14 protein-coding genes are annotated in these 18,617 nt (G+C 73.0%); 5 read left to right on the top strand and 9 right to left on the bottom strand.

Translation table 11 applies throughout. The annotated features are described in order from the left end of the window. Positions 1 to 49: 49 nt before the first annotated feature. The gene (locus G443_RS08135; protein WP_026420732.1) at positions 50 to 682 is read right to left on the bottom strand and encodes a TetR/AcrR family transcriptional regulator; all 633 of its coding nucleotides are present in this window, start codon (positions 680 to 682) and stop codon (positions 50 to 52) included. Then, positions 579 to 1,640: an SDR family oxidoreductase gene (locus G443_RS08130; protein WP_051314434.1), complete on the bottom strand. Its 1,062-nt coding sequence runs from the start codon at positions 1,638 to 1,640 to the stop codon at positions 579 to 581. Before G443_RS08130 ends, G443_RS08135 begins: the two co-directional genes overlap by 104 nt. A gap of 93 nt (positions 1,641 to 1,733) precedes the next feature. On the opposite strand from G443_RS08130, the gene G443_RS08125 reads away from it, so the two are divergent. After that, positions 1,734 to 3,101, top strand: coding sequence for a flavin-containing monooxygenase (locus tag G443_RS08125; RefSeq protein WP_051314436.1), 1,368 nt, complete (start codon positions 1,734 to 1,736; stop codon positions 3,099 to 3,101). Positions 3,102 to 3,693: 592 nt separating this feature from the next. Continuing rightward, entirely contained in the window at positions 3,694 to 4,383 is a 690-nt protein-coding gene (gene cas6, locus G443_RS08120) for a CRISPR-associated endoribonuclease Cas6 (protein WP_026420733.1), read from the top strand. A gap of 717 nt (positions 4,384 to 5,100) precedes the next feature. Here the strand turns inward: cas6 and G443_RS08115 are convergent. From G443_RS08115 to G443_RS08095, 5 genes are all read right to left on the bottom strand, one after another. Further along, positions 5,101 to 5,877 carry a thioesterase II family protein gene (locus tag G443_RS08115; RefSeq protein ID WP_155886282.1) on the bottom strand — a complete coding sequence of 259 codons (777 nt, stop codon included), beginning with the start codon at positions 5,875 to 5,877 and terminating at the stop codon, positions 5,101 to 5,103. Between the two features lie 235 nt (positions 5,878 to 6,112). Next, on the bottom strand, positions 6,113 to 6,334 hold the full coding sequence (locus G443_RS08110) for an MbtH family protein (protein WP_051314441.1): 222 nt from the start codon (positions 6,332 to 6,334) through the stop codon (positions 6,113 to 6,115). 211 nt (positions 6,335 to 6,545) lie between these two features. Then, complete coding sequence (locus G443_RS08105) at positions 6,546 to 7,310, bottom strand: AfsR/SARP family transcriptional regulator (RefSeq protein ID WP_051314443.1); 765 nt, start codon at positions 7,308 to 7,310, stop codon at positions 6,546 to 6,548. A 446-nt stretch (positions 7,311 to 7,756) separates the two neighbouring features. After that, on the bottom strand, positions 7,757 to 10,720 hold the full coding sequence (locus G443_RS08100; RefSeq protein ID WP_051314445.1) for an AfsR/SARP family transcriptional regulator: 2,964 nt from the start codon (positions 10,718 to 10,720) through the stop codon (positions 7,757 to 7,759). A 479-nt stretch (positions 10,721 to 11,199) separates the two neighbouring features. Continuing rightward, positions 11,200 to 12,405 carry a nucleotide disphospho-sugar-binding domain-containing protein gene (locus G443_RS08095; RefSeq protein ID WP_026420735.1) on the bottom strand — a complete coding sequence of 402 codons (1,206 nt, stop codon included), beginning with the start codon at positions 12,403 to 12,405 and terminating at the stop codon, positions 11,200 to 11,202. Between the two features lie 772 nt (positions 12,406 to 13,177). Here G443_RS08095 and G443_RS08090 point away from each other — a divergent pair. Further along, positions 13,178 to 13,450 (top strand): hypothetical protein, encoded by a 273-nt coding sequence (locus G443_RS08090; protein ID WP_026420736.1) that lies wholly within the window; start codon positions 13,178 to 13,180, stop codon positions 13,448 to 13,450. Between the two features lie 93 nt (positions 13,451 to 13,543). Here G443_RS08090 and G443_RS08085 read toward each other — a convergent pair whose 3' ends face one another. Further along, complete coding sequence (locus G443_RS08085) at positions 13,544 to 14,872, bottom strand: cellulase family glycosylhydrolase (RefSeq protein ID WP_026420737.1); 1,329 nt, start codon at positions 14,870 to 14,872, stop codon at positions 13,544 to 13,546. A 352-nt stretch (positions 14,873 to 15,224) separates the two neighbouring features. On the opposite strand from G443_RS08085, the gene G443_RS08080 reads away from it, so the two are divergent. Then, positions 15,225 to 15,416, top strand: a complete 192-nt coding sequence (locus tag G443_RS08080; protein WP_026420738.1) for a hypothetical protein — start codon at positions 15,225 to 15,227, stop codon at positions 15,414 to 15,416. A 92-nt stretch (positions 15,417 to 15,508) separates the two neighbouring features. Here the strand turns inward: G443_RS08080 and G443_RS08075 are convergent, their stop codons facing one another. Continuing rightward, complete coding sequence (locus G443_RS08075) at positions 15,509 to 16,855, bottom strand: cytochrome P450 (protein ID WP_026420739.1); 1,347 nt, start codon at positions 16,853 to 16,855, stop codon at positions 15,509 to 15,511. Positions 16,856 to 17,392: 537 nt separating this feature from the next. Between G443_RS08075 and G443_RS08070 the strand changes: the two genes are divergently transcribed. Next, complete coding sequence (locus G443_RS08070; RefSeq protein ID WP_081715762.1) at positions 17,393 to 18,406, top strand: pectate lyase family protein; 1,014 nt, start codon at positions 17,393 to 17,395, stop codon at positions 18,404 to 18,406. Positions 18,407 to 18,617: the final 211 nt, after the last annotated feature.

The raw sequence follows: 18,617 nt of genomic DNA, 5'->3' as shown, positions 1-18,617 counted from the left end.
CGCCGTCGGTGCGGGGGCTCCGGGTGTCGCGGTCCCGGAGCCCCCGGCGTCAGCGTCGGGTCAGGGCCTGGCGGACGTAGGCGGTGACGGCGATCTTGGCCTGTTCCAGGATGGCGGGGTCGCCGTCCGGGTTCTCCTGGAAGGCCAGTCGCAGCAGGTGGTCGCCGATCTCGACGCCGACGCGGCAGGCGAGCGCGACGAGTTCGGGTCGGTGGGCGGCCTCGGGTTGTTCGGCCAGGACGGTCCGGAGCCGTTCGGCGACCCGGCTGCTGTTGTCGCGGTCCTTGGCGGCGAGCCGGCCGTCGAGGTGGCCGCCCAGCCAGAGCACCCGGTACCCGGGTTCGGTGCGGTAGAGGCTGGCGTAGCCGTCGACCAGTTCGGACACCACCTGGTCGAGGCCCACCGTGTGGTGTTCGACGGCCGAGGAGATGTCGTCGGTGATGTCGAGGAACCGGTCGAGGTAGCCCGCGACGAGGGCGTCGATGATGCTGTCCCGGTCGCGGAAGAGGTGGTAGAGGGAGCTCACCGGTATTCCGGCGACGGCGGCCACCCTGCTGGTGGTGACGGCCGCGTAGCCCTCACCGACCAGCAGTTCCTCCGCCGCGGCGAGGATGCGGCGTGCTCGTTCCTGGGTGCGCGCCTGCGCTGGTCGACGTCGGTAGCCGGGGATCGCTGTGCTCACGTGCTGCCCTCGCCTTTCCGTCCTGCCGGTCCGGGGTCGGGCCCGGGTTCCGCGGATCGCCTCCTCCTGGCCGGCTCGCCCCGGTGATGATCCGGTCCATGATCGCGTTCGCCACTCCCGGCGCGGCGCCGGCCACCCACCGCAGCCCCCTGGTGCGCCAGTCCGGGATGATGACCGGATGTCCTCGTTGGGTGCCGGCGAGGATGGCTTCGGCGACCCGGCTCGCGCTCAGGGGGCGGATCGTTCCGGAGAGGGCGCGCAGCTCGGGGGGTTTGAGCGGGGTTTCCTGGGCGAGCATCGGGGTGTCGACGTCGGGTGGGTAGACGGCGCTGACGCGGACGCCGGCCGGGCGGAGCTCCTGGCGCAGCACCTCGGTGAGCCCCCGCACGGCGAACTTGCTGGGCGAGTACGCGCCGTAGCCGAACACCCCGAGGATCCCCGCGACGGACACGACGCAGGTCAGGGTGCCGTGCCCGGCGGCGGTCATGGCGGGTACCACGGCGCGCACGGAGTGGAGGGTGCCGAAGTAGTTGACCTCCATGATGGAGCGGAACGTGTCGTCGGACAGGCGGTGGAAGTAGCCGGGTTCGGTGATCCCGGCGCAGGTGAACAGGGAGTGGCACGGGCCGTGTTGCTCGGCGAGGCCGGCGAGCGTGTCGCGGGTGGCGCCGAGGTCGGTGACGTCCAGGGCGCAGGTCACCAGGCGCGGGGTGGTGGTGGCGCGGCGGGTGAGCCGGTCGAGGTGTTCGTCGTCCAGGGCGACGGCGCTGACCCGGGCTCCGAGGTGGAGGAGCCGGTCCACCAGGGCCAGTCCGATCCCGCTCGACCCCCCGGTCACCACGGCGTGGCGTCCCGCCCAGAAACCGGGGGAGGGGTGCCGGCGCGGCGGCCAGTGGCGCGCCGTGGTCGCGGGCACCGGGTGGGGGTGGCGGGATGGTTTCTCCGGTGTCACCGGCATGGCACGGACCTCCGGGAGGGACTTGACCGCGTGCTGATCTTGGGAGTATAACTCGAATTCAATTCGAGTTCCGCTTTCTTCTCGGGGTTGGTGATGACCACCAGGAAACGGCCGTCGGGTTCCGGTGGTCCCGCGTCGACATCGGACCGGTATCTCGTCATCGGCGCCGGACCCGCCGGTCTGGCGCTCGCCGCCGCGTTCCGGCGTCGGTCCATTTCCTTCGACCTCGTCGACCGACATCACGCGATCGGCGGATTGTGGGATCGGGAGAATCCGGGGACGCCGCTCTACGATTCCGCGCATTTCATCAGCTCCCGCACGATGTCCGCCTTCGCGGGATTCCCGATGCCGGCGCGCTACCCGGACTACCCGGGCCACCGCCTGATCCTGGACTACCTGCGGGAGTTCGCGGCGCACCACGACGTCCACGAGCACTTCACCGGCGGGCGGGCGGTGACCTCCGCCCGGCCGGAGCCGTCGGGCGGCTGGGCCGTGAGCTTCTCCGACGGGCGCTCCCACCGGTACGCGGGCCTGGCGGTCGCCACCGGGCGGCAGTGGACGCCCCGGAGGCCCGAGTGGCCCGGTGCCTTCGACGGTGAGCTGATCCACGCCAGGGACTACGACGGGCCCGGACGGCTGCGGGGGCGTCGGGTGCTGGTCGTCGGGGGCGGGAACTCGGGGGTGGACATCGCCTGCGACGCGGCGACGGCGGCGGTCGAGACCCGGTTGAGCCTGCGGCGCGGCTACCACGTCATCCCGAAGTACGTGCTGGGCCGGCCGGCCGACGTCTTCGCCGCCCAGAGCCCGCCGCTGCCGGCGTGGCTGCGGCAGGCGGTGATGCGGCGCCTGCTCCGGCTGCTCGCCGGCAGGCCAGAGGACTACGGCCTCCCCGCGCCCGACCACCGCATCTTCGAGAGCCACCCCATCCTCAACGACCGCATCCTGCACCACCTCGGCCACGGCGACGTCACGGCGGTTCCCGACGTGGTCGCCCTGGAGGGGCCCGAGATCCGCTTCACCGACGACAGCACCTGGCGTCCCGACCTGGTCATCCAGGCCACCGGCTACCGGGTGGACTTCCCGTTCCTGCCGCCGGGGCTCGTGGGGGCTGGGGCCGGGACACCCGACCTCTACCTCCACGTGCTGGACCGGCGGCGCCCCGACCTGTTCTTCCTCGGTCTCTTCGAGACGGATGCCGGCGCGTTCCCGTTGTTGAGCCGGCAGGCGGACCTGGTGGCCAGCGCCGTGCTGACCCACCGGCTCGGCGGACCGGCCGCCCGGCTGCTCGCGGTCCGCAAGCAGCTGCGGCCCAACCTCAGCGGCGGTGTCCGCCACCTCGACAGCCCCCGGCACCGCGCCTACGCCGACCAGCGGGTCTACCGGCGGGAGCTGGAGCGCGCGCACCGGGAGCTGGAGGCGTTGCGGGCTGGTGGTGATCCGTCCCGGTGGCGTGACCACTGACCACCACGCGAACGGGCTCGACCGGGTGCCGCGCCCGGGAGCCCGTCTCCGACCGGCGGGGCGGCTCGCGGGTCGGCGCAGACCCTGTTGCGGGAGGTGAGACGGTCCGGTTCGACCGCGCGCGGTGGTCGGACCGGGCCACCCCCTCCCGGTCCGGAGCCCCGGCCGGCGCCGTACCACCTCGTGGCCGCGAATCGAGGGGCGACGAGCACCGGAGGCCGAGCCGGGTCTCGGCCCGCCGGAGCACGACGACCGCCGGCGGGAGACGCGTCGAAAAGATCACCACGAAAATTTCGGATCTCGGCCCGCTGGTTTTTCCCGGGGTTCGGCCGCGTCCTCCCGCAGAATTCGTCGAGGGGAACGAGGAAAAGGAGCGGCCCACGCTGAGGTGCCTCGCCAGGAGTGGACCGGTGTTCCGATGATCGGCGGCGGGAGAACGCGGGGGCCCGCCGTTCGGCGGAAGCGCGGACGCTAATCTACCGCCTCACCGCGTTCGCCGTCCGGGAGAACGGGTGCCGTTCCCGGTTCCCCGAATTCCGCCACCGGCGCGCGAACCGGTTCCGGGACTGGCGGGGCAACCACGGGGGATTCCATGCGGATTCGGGTGGACGTCGACACCAAGGCGGAGACCATGCACTGGGCGGACGTCTTCGGCCCGGCGCGCGCTGTCGCCTACACGTTGTTGCGCAGCCAGAACGGGGAACTCGCGCGCAGCCTGCACGACGAGGGGTGGCGCGGGGATCCGATGCGCCCCTTCGGGCTGACCTGCCCCCAGTTCCGGGGCGCCCCTCGGCGGCGTGGCGTCTACACCACCTCGGACCGGGGTGCGGTCTGGTTCGGCTCTCCCATGCCCGAGATCGCGGGTCCGATGGCCGCCGCGCTCCACCGGCACGACAGCCTGCGCTGGGGCAGGACGGTGCTGCGGGTCCGGGAGGTGCGCGTGGAGACCGCCGAACCGACGGCCGGGGGCGAGGTGGAGCTGACCACGGCCACCCCGGTCCTCGTGAAGTACGACAACCAGTTCATCGAGCCCACCCACCCGGCGTTCCTCGGCCGGCTGGCGCACAACCTGCGGCACAAGGCCGACGTGCTGGGCCTGCCCGCGCCGCAGGACCTGGTCCTCGTCGATTCCGGTCCGCGCCGGCGGTTCCTGGTGCAGGGCGCGCCCAGGATCGGGGCCGTCATCCGGGTCCGGCTCAGCGCGGACCCACGTTTCGTCGAGGCGATCCGGTCCTGGGGGTTGGGCCTGGGCAACAACCAGGGGTTCGGCTGGATCCGCTGAGGGACCCCCGGGGACGTCCGCCACCGGGGCGGTCCATGTCGTCGCCGTCGGTGATCCGACCCGAGGTGACCGGCGACCCCCGGCCGTCGCGGCGCGCCCACCCTCGTCCGGTCGGGCCCGCGGGGGGTGCCGGAGCGCCGTTCCGCCACCTCCGTCACGGCGGTGTGGCCGCCCCGCCCGGTCGTCCACCGTTCCCCGGGGGCGACGGCCGCCGACGGCACTCGCGCCCGCGCACCACCGCGTCGGGGTGCGTGCCCGGCCGAGCACCGGAGCCGGTGGCCTCCCCTCGGCCGCCCTCGGGCTCGCCCCGGATCGACCGGGTGCCGCACCCTCCGTGCCGGGCAGGGGCCAGCCGAGTCGGGCCGAGTCCCCCGAGCGCAGGGGCAATGATCGTCGGGGTAGGCGGCGTGGCGACCGCCCCTGGCGGGGACGCTCCGGGGCGGGGTGGGACACGCCTCCCCGCCCGCGTCGCGTTCGGCGCCGCCGGAGTGGGGTCGGGCGTCGGGGTGGGGCCCGGCTCCGCCTCCCGAACGCCCCCCGTGGCGGTGCGCGGTGGCTGCCCACCGGGTTCTCGCGTCGCCCGTCGTCCTCCGGCCGAACCTCGTCGACGGCCCGACCAGGTCAGCCGCCGAGTGCCCCGCCAGCTCCTGGCGTGGATGGACGTCGCCGAGCGGTGCCGTTCCCCGGGGCCAGCACCGGAAGGGGCCGCCGTTCCAGTCAGCCGAGTGCCCGGTCGATCCTGACGCGCACGTCGGCCACCAACGCCGCCTCCTGCGGCACCAGGTAGGAGTGGCCTCCGTCGAAGACCCGCATCTCGAACCTGGACGAGGTCGCCGTGGCCCACTCCCGCACGTCCTCGACGCGGACGACGGGGTCGGCAGCACCGGTGTAGGCCACGATCGGCGCCTCCACCGTCCGGCCTACCGGGGCCCGGTAGGTCTCCACCAGCCGGTAGTCACCCCGGATCGACGGCAGCACCACCTCCCGCAGGTCGGGGTCGGCGAACAGGGCGCGGTCCAACTGGCTCAGCCGGGACACGTCCGCCAGCAGGGTCTCGTCGTCGGCGTACGCCAGCCCCCGTGGTCGAGTCCGGCCGGGGCCGGCCCGCCCCGACACCAGCAGCAGGGGAACCCGCACGTCGTGCTCGTCCTCCAGCCGCGCCGCGACCTCGTGGGCGACCGCGGCGCCCATGCTGTGCCCGAACAGGACGAGCGGTAGGTCGGTGAGCGGGAGGAGCTCCGCCACGACGAGGGACACCAGGTCGTCCATCCGGTCCACCACCGGCTCACCGATCCGGTCCTGCCGTCCCGGAGGCTGGACGGCGAGCACGTCCAGGTCCAGCGGAAGCAGTCCCGGCCAGGAGCGGAACTGGTTGGCGTTGCCCCCGGCGGAGTGGAAGCACACCAGGCGGGCCCTCGGGTTGACGGCGGTGCGGTGGAAACGCCGGAACCACGGCGACTCGGTCCCGGTGGTCGAGGTTGTCACGGTGGGCATGCCTTCCTGGACGGCGGTCAACGGCGGGAGCCCCGAACGGCGAACCTCGCCGACCGTCACCGGTCGGGCACCCGGGGTGATCCTCCCGGCCACAGTGAACCCAACCGGCACGTCTCCCGTCCAGCCCGGACCCGCGCCCACCCGTCGGGGACCGCCGACCAGCCCCCGCCGCGCCGCGCTCCACGGCCCCGCCCGCCGCACCGCCGTCCCCCGCTGGCGAGGCGGTGCCCGTGGTTCACCCTGCCCGGAACGAGCCCCTCCCCTGGGCGACCGGGCACCGCGAGACCAGGAAATCCAGGCAGTTCCTCCTGGTGTCCGCCCCGAACGCCACCGTCCAGCCGCTGGGCACCTCGGCGAACGCCGGCCGCACCGAGTACTGCCCGGTCTCGTTCCCCAACACCAGGAACCGGTGGTGCGTCGCCTCCGCGCCCGTGGTCCCCTTCGTCCTCTTCGTCATCGAACCCCCTCCGTCGAGTGCGTGGACCGCACGAGTGAACCCTGCCGCCCTGCACGTTCGCTGCATGGCGGGCGAAACCGGCCGGCACCCCCGCCGGCCGCGCATCCCGATGGAACCCCCTCGGCACCGGGGCCGGACCCGGTGGGCGGGACCATGACCGGCCCACCGGCCCGCCGCCAGGACTGGGCTCCCGACCCGTGTCCCCGGTGGTTCAGGCGCTCCGCACCGACAGGTTCGGGCGAGGCCGTGTGCCGCCGGCCAACCCTCGGCCCGACCCCGGCCACCTGCCGGGGTACTCCAGGTCCTCCGCGCCGCGGGTGAGCACCGTCCGCTGCAACCGCTGGAGCCGGGGCCCCGGCTCCAGCCCCAGCGTGTCCTGGAGCGAGCGGTGGATCGCCCGGTAGACCTCCAGCGCCTCGCCCGGCCGGCCCGAGCGGTGCAGCGCCACCATGAGGTACTCGTGCAGGCTCTCCCGCATCGGGTGGTCCGAGGTGGCCGCGTAGAGCTCGCCGACCAGGTCGGCGTGCCGGTCGAGCTGGAGGTCGAGTTCGACGCGCCGCTCGTAGGCGGTGATCCGGGTCTCGTCCAGCCGGCGGGCCTCGTTCTCCAGATCGCCGCCGGCCGACCGGACGTCGGCCAGCGCCGGCCCCCGCCAGAGCCCCAGGGCGTCGGTGATCAGCTGCGACGCCTCGCACAGCCGGCCCTGGTTGGCGCGGGTCCTGGCGGTCGCCAGCAGGGTGTCGAACACCCGGGCGTCCAGGCCAGCCCCGCCGAGGCGCAGCAGGTAGCCGGGAGGCTGGGTGACCAGCATCGACCGGTCGGGTGTGGTGGTCTCCCCGCCCAACAGCCGCCGCAGCTTCGACACGTAGACGTGCAGGGCGGTCCGCGCCGTCCTCGGCGGCTGCCTCCGCCACATCTGGGCGATGAGCCGTTCCACCGACACCACCCGGTCGGCGTTCGTCAACAGGTGTGCCAACAGGACACGCGGTTTCGACGCTCCAGGTGTCCGAACGTCACATGCGTCGTCCTCGACCTCGAGTGATCCCAGGATTCCGAACCTCAATCCCGCCTCCGTGGGACAGGCCCGCGGCACCGGTCCAGCGCGGGCGGCGGCCCAGTCTCGCCCGGCGCGCTAAGAAAGCCCTAACACCGGGCTCAGGGGCGGCGGACACCGGGCCCGGGGTGGGAGGCGGGGGCGAGGGCGGTCGTCCGGCCACTGCCGCGCGAGTTCTGACGGTACAGGATTCGTCCACTCCCGGGACACGTCCGATCCGGTGGTCGTACCCCCGTGGGCCGGCCGCGTGGAGCGGTTGTCCCGACGGGACTGGGGACCCGCGCCGGGCGGGGTCGATCCGTCGGCGGTCCGGAGTGGACGGGCCGATCGTGCCACCCGGCGGAAACCGCGTGGCGGCGGGGGTCCCCTCAGCGCGGCATCAGGGAGTCGAGGGTGGACCGCACCTCGTGGGCCTTGGTCGGCATGTGGAGTGCCTGGTACAGGCTCGACGCCGCCCGCAGCAGCGGAACGGCCCTGGCCGACCTGCCCAACGCCAGCTCGGCCAGCGCCATCCGGTGGCGCACGTAGGCCTCGCCCCGCTGGTCCCCGAACTGGCGGAAGGTGGTGAGCAGGTCCTGGGCGATCGCCAGGGACTCGAGGTGATCGCCGCGTTCGGCGCGGATCACCACCTGGGCCACCCGCACGTAGGCGCGGCCGACCGGTTGGCCCAACACGTCGAGCAGCGACACCGCGCGGTCGCACAGGTGGTCCGCGCGGTCGAGCTCCCCGAGGCCGATCAGGGCGTTGGCCAGCGTGTTCAGCACCATCGCCTCCAGATCGGGCTCGTCGTGGCCCTCCACGAGCGTGAGCGCGTGGTCCAGGAGGTGGACGGCGGCCCGGTCGTCGCCCCGCTTCAACCGGACGTTGCCCCACTGCCGCAGGGATCGGACCAGGGCGTGCCGGTCCCGCGTGGTCTCCGCCACCCGCAGCGCGCGCTTCGCCAGTCGTTCCGCCACGTCGAACTCCTGGTGGTGGGTGCGGCAGAAGCTGGCGAGCACCAGGGTGTGCGCGAGGGCGTCGTGGTCACCGGCGTCCGCCAGCAGCCAGGCGCTCTCGTCGAGCAGCATCGAGGCGGAGTCGAGCCGCCCGGCCATCACCTCCGACTGGGCCAGGCCGAAGTGGGCCCTGGCCAGGAGCCGGCGGTCATCGGCCAGTCCGGAGGCGACGGCGCGGTACAGCCGACGCGTCTCGTCGGTGCGGTGCCGGAACGCCAGGAACGGCGCGAGGCGCTCCACCGCGTCCAACGACGAGGCCGCCCACCCCAGCTCACACCCCTGCACGAGGGTCGGGACCAGTGTCGGGGCCTCCTCGGTCAACCAGGACATGGCGTCCTCCGCCAACCCCGGCGGCACGGGGACGGGCGGTGGCGATGCGGGAGGCGACCCGCACGGTGTCGGCCAACCCCCCGGTGTCGGCAGCCGCCGGTGGGCGGCGCCGATGAGGGCGTGGGCCGTGTCGAACAACCGCCGGACAGCGGCCCGCGCCTCGCTCGTCGACTCGCCGACCAGGCCGTCGGCCTCGGCGCCGCGCTCCGCCGCGAAGGACCGGACCAGGTCGTGCACCCGGTAGCGCTCGTACGGGCCGTCGGCGGGCTCCACCAGGTGGGCGAGGAGCAGGTGGTCGATGGCCTCGTCGGGGTTCCTGGTGCCGGCCAGCGCGGCCAGCGCCCAGCAGGCCAGCTCCCGGGCGGGGGTGAGCGGGAAACGCCGGAACAGGGCACGTTCGGCCTCACCCAGTCCCGAGTAGGACAGCGTGAAGCTGGCGCGCACGCTGAGGTGCCCGGCGTCGAAACCGTCGAGCACGCGCCTCTCGTCGCGCATCCTCCCGACGAGGGAGGCCAACGACCAGTGACGACGGGTCTCCAACCGGGACAGCATGATCCGGATGCCCAGCGGCAGGCCCCCGCACAGTTCCACCAGGCGGGCGGCCGCCTCCGGCTCGTCCTCGACGCGCTGGGCACCGAGCAGCCGGGCGAGGAACCGCAGTGACTCCTCGGGGGTGAAGGGTTCGAGCACGGTCGAGAGGTCGCTGGGCAGCGCGGGGAGCCGTCGCCGGCCGGTGACCAGGACGGCGCTGCCGGCGGTCCCGGGCAACAACGGGGTGATCTGGTCGACGTCGGCGGCGTCGTCGAGGACGACCAGCACGCGACGCCCGGCGAGCCGGCTGCGGTAGGCGGCCGCCCGGTGTTCGAGCTCGGTGGGCACGCACGCGTCGGTCACCCCGAGGTTGCGCAACAGCGCCGCCAACGCGTCCTCCGGGGTGACGGGGTGTTCGGACCCGCCACCGAGGTTCAGGTACAGCTGGCCGTCGGGGAACCGGGGGACGAGGTGGTGGGCGGCGTGGACGGCCAACGCGGTCTTGCCGGTCCCCGGCCCGCCCGTGACCACCAGGACGGGGACGGAGCGCGTGGATGCGGCGTGCGCCAGGATCTGGGCCAGCACCTCGTCCCGACCGACGAAGTCCGGCAGGTCACGGGGCAACTGCCTGGGCGGGGTCCACGGGTCGGTCTCGCACGGGTCCGGACCGGTCTCGTCCGATCCCGGATCGGCCGTCGTCCCCTCCGCGTCGCCACCGGGCGGGGGAGGAGTGCGGGGCATGTCGTCGCGCAGGATGCTGCCGTGCAGTTCGCGCAGCTCCCGGCCGGGTTCGATCCCCAGCGCGTTCACCAGCGTCTCCCGGGCCTCCTGGAAGACGGCGAGCGCGGAGGCGGTCTCGCCGGCGAGGACCAGCGCGCGCATCAACAGCGCGCGGACGCGTTCGCTGAGCGGTTCGTCCTCGACGAGTTGCCGCAGCTCGGGTACCAGCTCGGCGGGACGTCGCAGCGACAGCTCGGCCTCCAGGCAGTCCTCGTGGACCGACTGCCGCAGCTCGTGGAGCCGCCTCGGCTCGGACCAGGAACGGGGGGAGGAGGCCAGCTGCGGGAAGGGTTCCCCGCGCCACAGGTCCAGTGCCCGGCGGAGCTGCCGCGCCGCCCGCGCGGGTTCTCCCCGTCGGGCCGCGTCGCGTCCGGCCGACACGAGGCCTTCGAACTCCAGGAGGTCGCATTCCGAGGGGTGGAGGACGAGCCGGTAGCCCTGGGGGGTGAGCAGGAGCCGGTCCGCGCCGGACTCGGTCGCCCGGTTCAGCAGGGCCCGCACGGTGGAGACGTAGTTGTGCACGCTGGCCGCGTTGGTGCGGGGTGGGCGTTCGCCCCACAGCACGTCCACCAGGAGGTCCCGGCGTGCCGGCTGGCCGCGGCGGGCGGTCAGGAACGCGAGGACCGTCGCCGCCCTGCCGCGCGGCACGACGATCTGCTGGCCGTCGTCACCGAACAGGGACAGCGGCCCCAGCACGTCCAGTCGCAGGATTCCCCCAAAAGGTCGAGCCTGTCTCCCCCGGACGCACCCGGTCCGGATTGGCGAAGCGCGCGCCGGATTCCTCGATTCTAAGACATTCATCAGGAGTGCCAGGGCTTTTTGGACCAATGCTGATCCGGTAACCGTCCGCCGCCCGGGAAGGACGGCTCGGTGCCACGGCCGGTGCGTATTCGCGGTCCCGCGCCGGGGCGGATGGTCATCCCGGACGGGTGGAACTTCTGAGCGCTGCGGTGGCCGTGCCGGGAAATCCTCCGGATTTCGCTGGCTCCCCGAGCGTGGTGGCCGAGGCGGACGTCCGGCGATGGCGACGTCGGATTTCGGGGGTCGGTGTGGGAGAACCCGGGGTCGTCCACCTTCCCCGGGCGCCGGCTCCGTGCCGCCTGCTGCCCGGTCGCGCGTCCAGCGCTCGGCCCCGACCTCGTGCCCCGGTCCTCGGGGTACGGCGGGGTGGGGGACTACGGGACGAACTCGGAGAGCCGGTTCAGGACGTGCGAGGGGGCGGGCAGCGCGGCGATCTCCTCGGCCACCTCCCGCGCCGCCGACCGCAGCACGTCGTCGTCCAGGACGCGGTCGAGGGCCGAGCCGACCTCGTCGACGGTCTCGGGCAGCAGGGCGCAGGCGTCGCCCACCCCCCGTTCCACCACCGAGGCCGCGTTCATCGGCTGTTCCAGCGACCGGGGCAGGACCAGCTGGGGGACCCCGCTGGCCAGTGCGGCGAAGGTCGAGGAGGTGCTCCCGTGGTGGATGAGGGCCACGCAGGTGGGGAGCACGGCGGGCAGGGGGAACCAGGTCGCGACGCGCACGTTGGAGGGCAGCGGTGACCACCTCGACAGGTCCGCCCCGCCCGTGCTCACCACCACCTCGACGTCGCGCCGGCCCAGCCGCGCGACGAGCTGGCCGAAGAGCAGGTCCTCGGTGCGGGCCGGCAGGGACGATCCGGCCATCACGCACACCCGGGGACGCGCCGGCGCGGACAGCGCCCAGGAGGGCAGGACACCGCCGCCGGTGTAACTGGTCCACCGGAGCGGTACCCCCGCGTCGCTGCCCGTCGGCCGCAGGCTGTCGGGGCAGCTGTCGACCACCGCCGTCGGGATCACCTCGCCGTCGGGTAGTCCGTAGCGGGCTCGGGCGCCCGACATGGACGCCAACGCCGCCGCCGGCACCGGACCGGCCACACCGGAGCGGTGCAGGACCAACGGCACGCGGGTGACCTCGGCTGCCAGGATTCCGGCCGGCATCTGCCCGGTGGCCACGACGACGTCCGGGGACCAGCGGTGGATCAGGCCGACCAGGCCGTCGATCATCCGTTCGCCCACCGCCGCGGTCAGGCCGACCGTGCCGGACAACAGCCGTTCGGCGGCCGAGCGCACGGGCGCCCTGTGGGGCTCGGCGTACTTGCTCCACCCCGCCAGGACCAGCTGCGCCTCGCTCCGGGTCAGCGGGCGGGGGAACTGGACGTGGTCGGCGGTGCGGCGGTAGGTGTCGGCGATGTCGGTGCCGCAGACCTCGGCGCAGCGCAGGCCCGAGTGGATGGCCATCGCCAGCGCCGGACCCGTCGAGGCGAAGAGGGCCTCGTGCCCGGCGAGTTCGGCGGCCCAGGCGAGGGGGACGAGGGGGAGCACGTGCCCGATGCCGGGCGGTGCGGTGAGGAGGATGCGCATCGGACCGTGTCTCAGCTTCCACGACGGTAGGGCCGCGGGCCGAGGGGCAGCACCGCGCCCCGCGAACGACCAGGGACTCAGCGTGGGGCGGACGGGAGCGTGGGGGGAGTACCGCTCCCTCGTGCCCGGAGCGCCGTCGGTGCGGGCGACCTCCCGGAGATCACCCGCACCCTGGCCGGGCGGCCCGGAGGACCGTGCCCGGCGGGTGCGGTCGCCGGACGTGTTCGGTCGGTTCGCCGGTCCGGTGGGGCTGGTGGGGCTGGTGGGCCCGCCAGCCGTGGCATCCGGTTCCGCCCCACCCCGCCGAGGTGCCGCCAGCCCGGCGCGGGGCTGACGAGCGGTCCGCTCCTCCCGAGGACCATGCGGGAAGGGAACCGAGAAGGACACCTCGCGGCGGGGTTCACGAGTTCAATGGCTATCGCCTTTTCCGGAGCTCCTGCAAGGTGGGATCAGGACCTGCACTCCAAAGAGTGAGAAATGGAGATTCCCGTTTCGAAAATTGCCCTATTGTCGGGTCATTGTCGAAACTGAATCACGTTCGAAGTGGCTGATTGTCCTGGCCCTGGGGGCAATGGGCGAAATGTCTGGGCCGGCTGGATCTCGGTGGAGGAGGATCGGCGTCCGGATGGGCGCCGTCACCACGGTGCCCGCGCTGTAGTGTCGGTCCGGGGAGGATGGCACCCCGCCGATCGGCGGGATCTTCTTTCCGCGTACCCGGATATCGTCAACGCCCCGAAACGTCGGCCCGACCCGAAAACACGAGAGAGGTTCCATGAGAGACGAGATCCGCCAGTTCGTCCTGGCCGTCCTCGGTGTCGAGCAGCACTCCGATTCCCCGGACAGCGTGACCGGTCGGGTCTCGCTCGGACTCGACGACCTCAGCGAGGAGCGTTTCCGGGAACTCGTGGGGAGCGTGGAGCGCGAGTACGGAATCGCGTTGGCCGACGACCCGATCGCCTACGGCTCGCTGCGCACCGTCAACGACCTCGTCGAACTCGTCCTGCTGCGGCGCCTCGCCGCCAGGGAGCCCGAATCGGTCGAGTGAGCCCGCTCGCCCCTGCGTCGGCGGGGCGGGGATCGCCAGCCACCTCGGCCCCGCCTCGCGGGCCGAGGTGGCGCCCGGGCCTCCGCCCGGTCCTCACGCCAGCGCGCAGGCCGAGCCGTTGAGCGTGAACCCGGTCGGCCCGGTGTTCACGGTGGTCCAGGTGGCGGTGAACCCGACGGTCACCGAGCCCCCGGCGGGGATGGTCGCGGTGTGCGGGGCGCTGGTGACGCTCACGGCACCGTCCCGCTGCTCGACGACCCCGCCCCACAGGTTCTGGACGCGTTGACCGTCGCGGAGCTCCCAGTCCAGCCGCCAGCCGTACACCTCGGCGGAACCGGTGTTCCCGATGACCAGTTCACCCTGGAAGCCGCCGGGCCACTGGTTGACGACCCGGTAGCCCACCGAGCACGACGGGCCCGTGCCACCGCCGCCGTCGTCCCCGTACACCGAGGCCTCCACCGAGGTGTCGGCGATCCCGTTCTCCCCGTGGAAGATCCGCTCCCCCCACGACGTCAGGCTGTTCCCGTCGAAGTCGTTCACCATGTCGAGGTAGCCGACCTCGGTGCTGTTGCCGCTCCAGGACCACCCGATGTACCCGAGGCCCCGGGACTCGGCGCCCGCCATGATCGCGTCCTCGTCGGGGTCGCCGTCGGAGTGGTAGTGCCCGAACTCGCCGATGACCAGCGGCAGGTTCGCGTCCTGGAAGGCGGCCAGGTAGTCGCTGACCTTCGTCGCGGTGTCGTACACGCCGTACATGTGGATGGAGAACACCGTGTTGCCCGCCGGGTCGCTGGCGAAGACCTCCTCGGCGTTGTCCCGCATGGTGAAGGTCCAGTCCTGCCCCCAGTTCGGCGCGTCCACCAGCAGCGTGTGGGTGAACCCGGCCGACCGCAGCCGCTCGATCGCGCCGATGGTGTCCGCCGTCCACGCCTCGTACCCGGTGTTGCCGTGCGGCTCGTTGCCGATGTTGACGATGACGTAGGCCTCCTCGCCCTCCACGGCCTCCCGGACGTCGAGCCAGTAGTCCACGGCCTGGTCCAGGCTGGCCGCGCCGTCCTGCTCCCCGTACCCGGTCGTGTCATGGACCTCCAACACGCAGATCAGCCGGTTGGCCTTGCACAGCGAGACCACGTTCGCGACGTCGTCGACGTCGCTGCGCTCCCAGCGGTGGCCGCTGCTGAGCACCACGCGCACGGTGTTCGCGCCCAGCGCCTTGATGTCGGCGAAGGCGCCGGTCTCGTGGGTGAACCACGCGTGGGGGTGGCTGGCCCCGCGCATGATGAACTCGTTGCCGTTCGCGTCGTACAGCCGACCGTCGGAGACGGTGAAGCCGGCCTGGGCGTGCGCCGAGGGAGTGACGACGAACAGGGTGAGCAGTAGGGAGGCGAGCAGGGTTCCTGCGGTTCTCAGTGGGTTCCTCATGACCTGCCTTCTGGGGTGACCAGTGGTCCGGACAGGGAACTGTCGGACCGAGGAAGGCACTCGGATCCGGGCGGCCCGTTCAGCATAGGACCGGTGTTCCCACCCGCTCAATGACGCGGACGGCCGCCGTCGCGCGGGTGCCACCGGCCGAGGGGGCTCGGCCGGTGGCACCCGGCACTCGGGTCCCTCCCGATCTCCGAGGCCTTCCCGGTCACCACCTCACCCGCGTTCTCCGCACCCGCGTTCGGGTGACGGTGGACGCGGGGCCGTGTGAATCGGCGATCGACCGGTAACGCGGGGGGTGGTGGCATCGACACCGAGGACATCAGGACCACGAACAGGGAGGTCAACCATGTCCGACACCCGGCGTGCCGCGCTGTTCGCGTTGGGCGGCGTGCTTCTCCTCGTCGCGGTGGCGCTGCTCTGGTACCCGCCCGCGGCGGCGGGAGTGCTCCTCGCCATGGCCGCCGGCTACGGGCTGATCAGCTGCGCCAACGACCCGGCGCGCGCCGACGCCCGGCTCTGGACGCACGACGGCCACTGACCGACCGGGCCGCCCCCGCCGGTCGGTCCCGGTCCGGCGGGTTCGCCCGCGTGCTGCCCCGCCGTTCCCGCCGGGAGCGGTGCCGCGCCGGGTCAGCGCGCGACCAGGCGGCACCTGTTCGGGCCCAGGGGCGTCAGGGTCACTCCCTGACCGACCGGGACGGTCCGGTCCACCGCTTCGAAGCGGTACGCGTGCGTCAGCATCGACAGGACCAACACCGTCTCCAGCATGGAGAAGTGCTGGCCGATGCACGCCCGAGGTCCCCCGCCGAAGGGGTACCAGGCGTAGCGGGGCCGGGTGGCCTCCCGCTCGGGCAGGAAGCGGTCGGGGTCGAACCGCTCGGGTTCTGACCAGTAGGCCGGGTGCCGGTGGGTCACCCACGGCATGAGCGCCACCTCCGTGCCGGCCGGGATGCGGTGGCCGTCGATCTCGGTGTCCTCCCGCGCGCTGCGCGCGATCACCGGGGCGGACGGGTAGAGGCGCAGCGCCTCCTTGACCACCCGGGTGGTGTGGTCGAGGTCGGGGAGATCGGCCGGTAACGGCTCCCGGCCACCCAGCACCCGGTCCACCTCGTCCCGCGTCCGCCGCTGCTCCTCCGGGTGGGTGGCGAGCAGGTGCAGCGAGAAGGACAACGCCGTCGCCGTCGTCTCGTGGCCGGCGAGGAGGAACAGCAGCACCTGGTCCCGCACCTCGGAGGGGGAGAGGCGGTCGCCGTCCTCGTCCCGGGTGCGGATCAACCTGCTGAGCAGGTCGGCGCCGTCCGCGCCAGCCGAGGCGCGGTCGGCGATGATCCGGTCGCACAGCGCGTAGAGCTCCGCGCGGGCCGACGCCGCCCGCCGGTTGGCGGGGGTGGGCCACTCGCGGGGCGTCCGGACGGGGCTGGTCCCCCGCCGGTAGGTCCAGGAGTTCAGCACCGGGAAGCAGCGCTGGATGGTGGGGACCGCCGCGCTGCCGTCCGCCCCGAAGAGCAGGCGGGTCACCACCCGGAGGGTCAGGTCGGTCATCTCCCCGGCGATGTCGACCACCTCGCCGTCCCGGCCCCGCCACCCGTCGAGGGTGCGGGTGGTCTCCTCCCGGATGCCCTCGGCGTAGCCGTCGACCCGGCGCCGGGTGAACAGCGGCTGGACCAGGCGCCGCTGGCGGACGTGGTCACCACCGTCGCTGGTGAGCAGACCGTCCCCGATGACGGCCCTGACCTCCCGGTACAGGTGGCCTCCCTTGTGGAACGGGGCCCCGGCCGACAGGACCTGGGCGGCCCCGCTCGCGGAGAAGACCGCGTGGAACGCGACGCGCAGCCCGGGTGGGCCCGCGACGAACCGCACGACGTCACCACGGTCCCGGCAGGCCCGCAGGTAGGCCTGGAGCGCGTCACGTCGGAGGTCGACCAGCGAGCCCAGGACGGGGACACCGGGGGCGGCGGGGGTGCGGAGCGAGCTCATCGGCGGCTCTCCCAATCTCGTGGACCGAACGGCGGGACGGTGTCGCGGGGAGACGCCACCGGGGGCCCGGAGCGGGGCGGTCGGCGGACGCGTCCGACGGCGGGCCGGGGGTGACCCGGTGCGGTGACGGCTCGGCCCAGTCTGGCCGAGCCGGTGCCGGAGTGGGGGCGTGTCGAGCACCGGTCCCTCGTTCGGCGGTAGGTCCTGTCCACGAACCGGACCGTGCGACCGGACGGCGGTCCGGGGACGACGGCGCCTTCTCGTGCGTTTCCTGGCCGCCGCCGGCCATTCGAACCCGTTCGATCTGCCCGGGGCGACGGTGGGTTATCGAAAGCGGCGCCGTTCGCCTGGCCCACCCGCCCCGCCGCGTTGACCCTCCGGAACCCCGTTGCTACGTTCCGTTCCCCCGGGGCGCGGTCGTCGGCTCCCGGGTCGGCTTCTCCGGCGCTCCGACGCGGCCTTTACCGCCCGGCACCGCCCTCCCCTCCCCTTCCCACGGTCATGGACCGTTCCCTGGCCACGACGAGAGGTTTCCTGATGAGAACAGACGAGATCCGACCGAGACCCGGCCGTCAGCCCCTGCCCCGGCGGGGCTGGCGGCGCGCGCTGACCGCGCTCGCGGCGGTCCTGGCCACGGCGGGCGGGACGCTGGCGGTGACCCAGTCGGCGGCGCTCGCCCAGGACAGCGCCCCCGTCGGGTGGGCCTCGCAGAACGGCGGAACCACCGGAGGCGCCGGTGGTCGGACGGTCACCGTCACCAACGCCTCCCAGCTCGCCAGCAACCTGAACTCCTCGGAGCGCCTGATCATCCGGGTGCAGGGGATGATCCAGGTCAGCGGCATGCAGCGGGTGGGTTCCAACAAGTCCATCCTGGGGGTCGGGTCCAACTCGGGTATCCGGGGCGGTGGCCTGACGATCAACGGTCAGCGCAACATCATCATCCGGAACCTGGTCCTCACCGGGTCCAACGACGACGCGATCAACATCCAGGACGGCTCCACGAACATCTGGATCGACCACAACGACCTGTCGAACGCGTACGACGGTCTGATCGACATCCGCCGTGGTTCCGACTTCGTCACCGTGTCCTGGAACCGGCTGCACAACCACGACAAGACCTCGTTGGTCGGCTCCTCGGACAACGACGGGGGGATGGACCGGGGCAGGCTGCGCGTCACCTACCACCACAACCTGTTCGAGGGCACCAACCAGCGCAACCCGCGCGTGCGGTTCGGCAACCCCGTGCACGTGCTGAACAACTACTTCCGCGACGTCGGCAGCTACGGCGTGTCCTCGAACATCGAGGCGGGCGTCTACGTCGAGCGCAACTACTTCGAGAACGTGCGCCGGCCGGTGTTGGCCTCCTCCGGCACCACCTCCCCTCCCGGCAACACCCTGTTGTTGAACAACTGGCTGGACAACTCCGGCACGCCGGAGGCCAGGAACGGGGCGCAGGTGCGGCCGATCCCCTACGGCTACACGCCGATCGCCGCCGAGCGGGTCCCCGGTGTGGTGACCGCCGGGGCCGGCGTCGGCAAGATCGGCCTCTGACCCAACGATCCCGCTCCACGAGCCGCGCGCGTCGGACCAGGTCCGGCGCGCGCCGCGCGTTTGGGGGCTCCGTCAATCCACCGATGGCCGGAAACGTGGAAATCCTTCGACCTATTGACCGGGAAGTGGTGGCGGATATATTGGCAAGTGGTATATCGAGGAAAGTTTTCGCCTAGCTGCTGGGTCGGCTGGCGGTGGCCCGGTGGCACGG

It is taken from the genome of Actinoalloteichus caeruleus DSM 43889, from assembly GCF_000429185.2.
GTDB classification, from domain to species: Bacteria; Actinomycetota; Actinomycetes; order Mycobacteriales; family Pseudonocardiaceae; genus Actinoalloteichus_B; species Actinoalloteichus_B caeruleus.
This window is presented reverse-complemented; position numbering and strand designations above follow the sequence as displayed.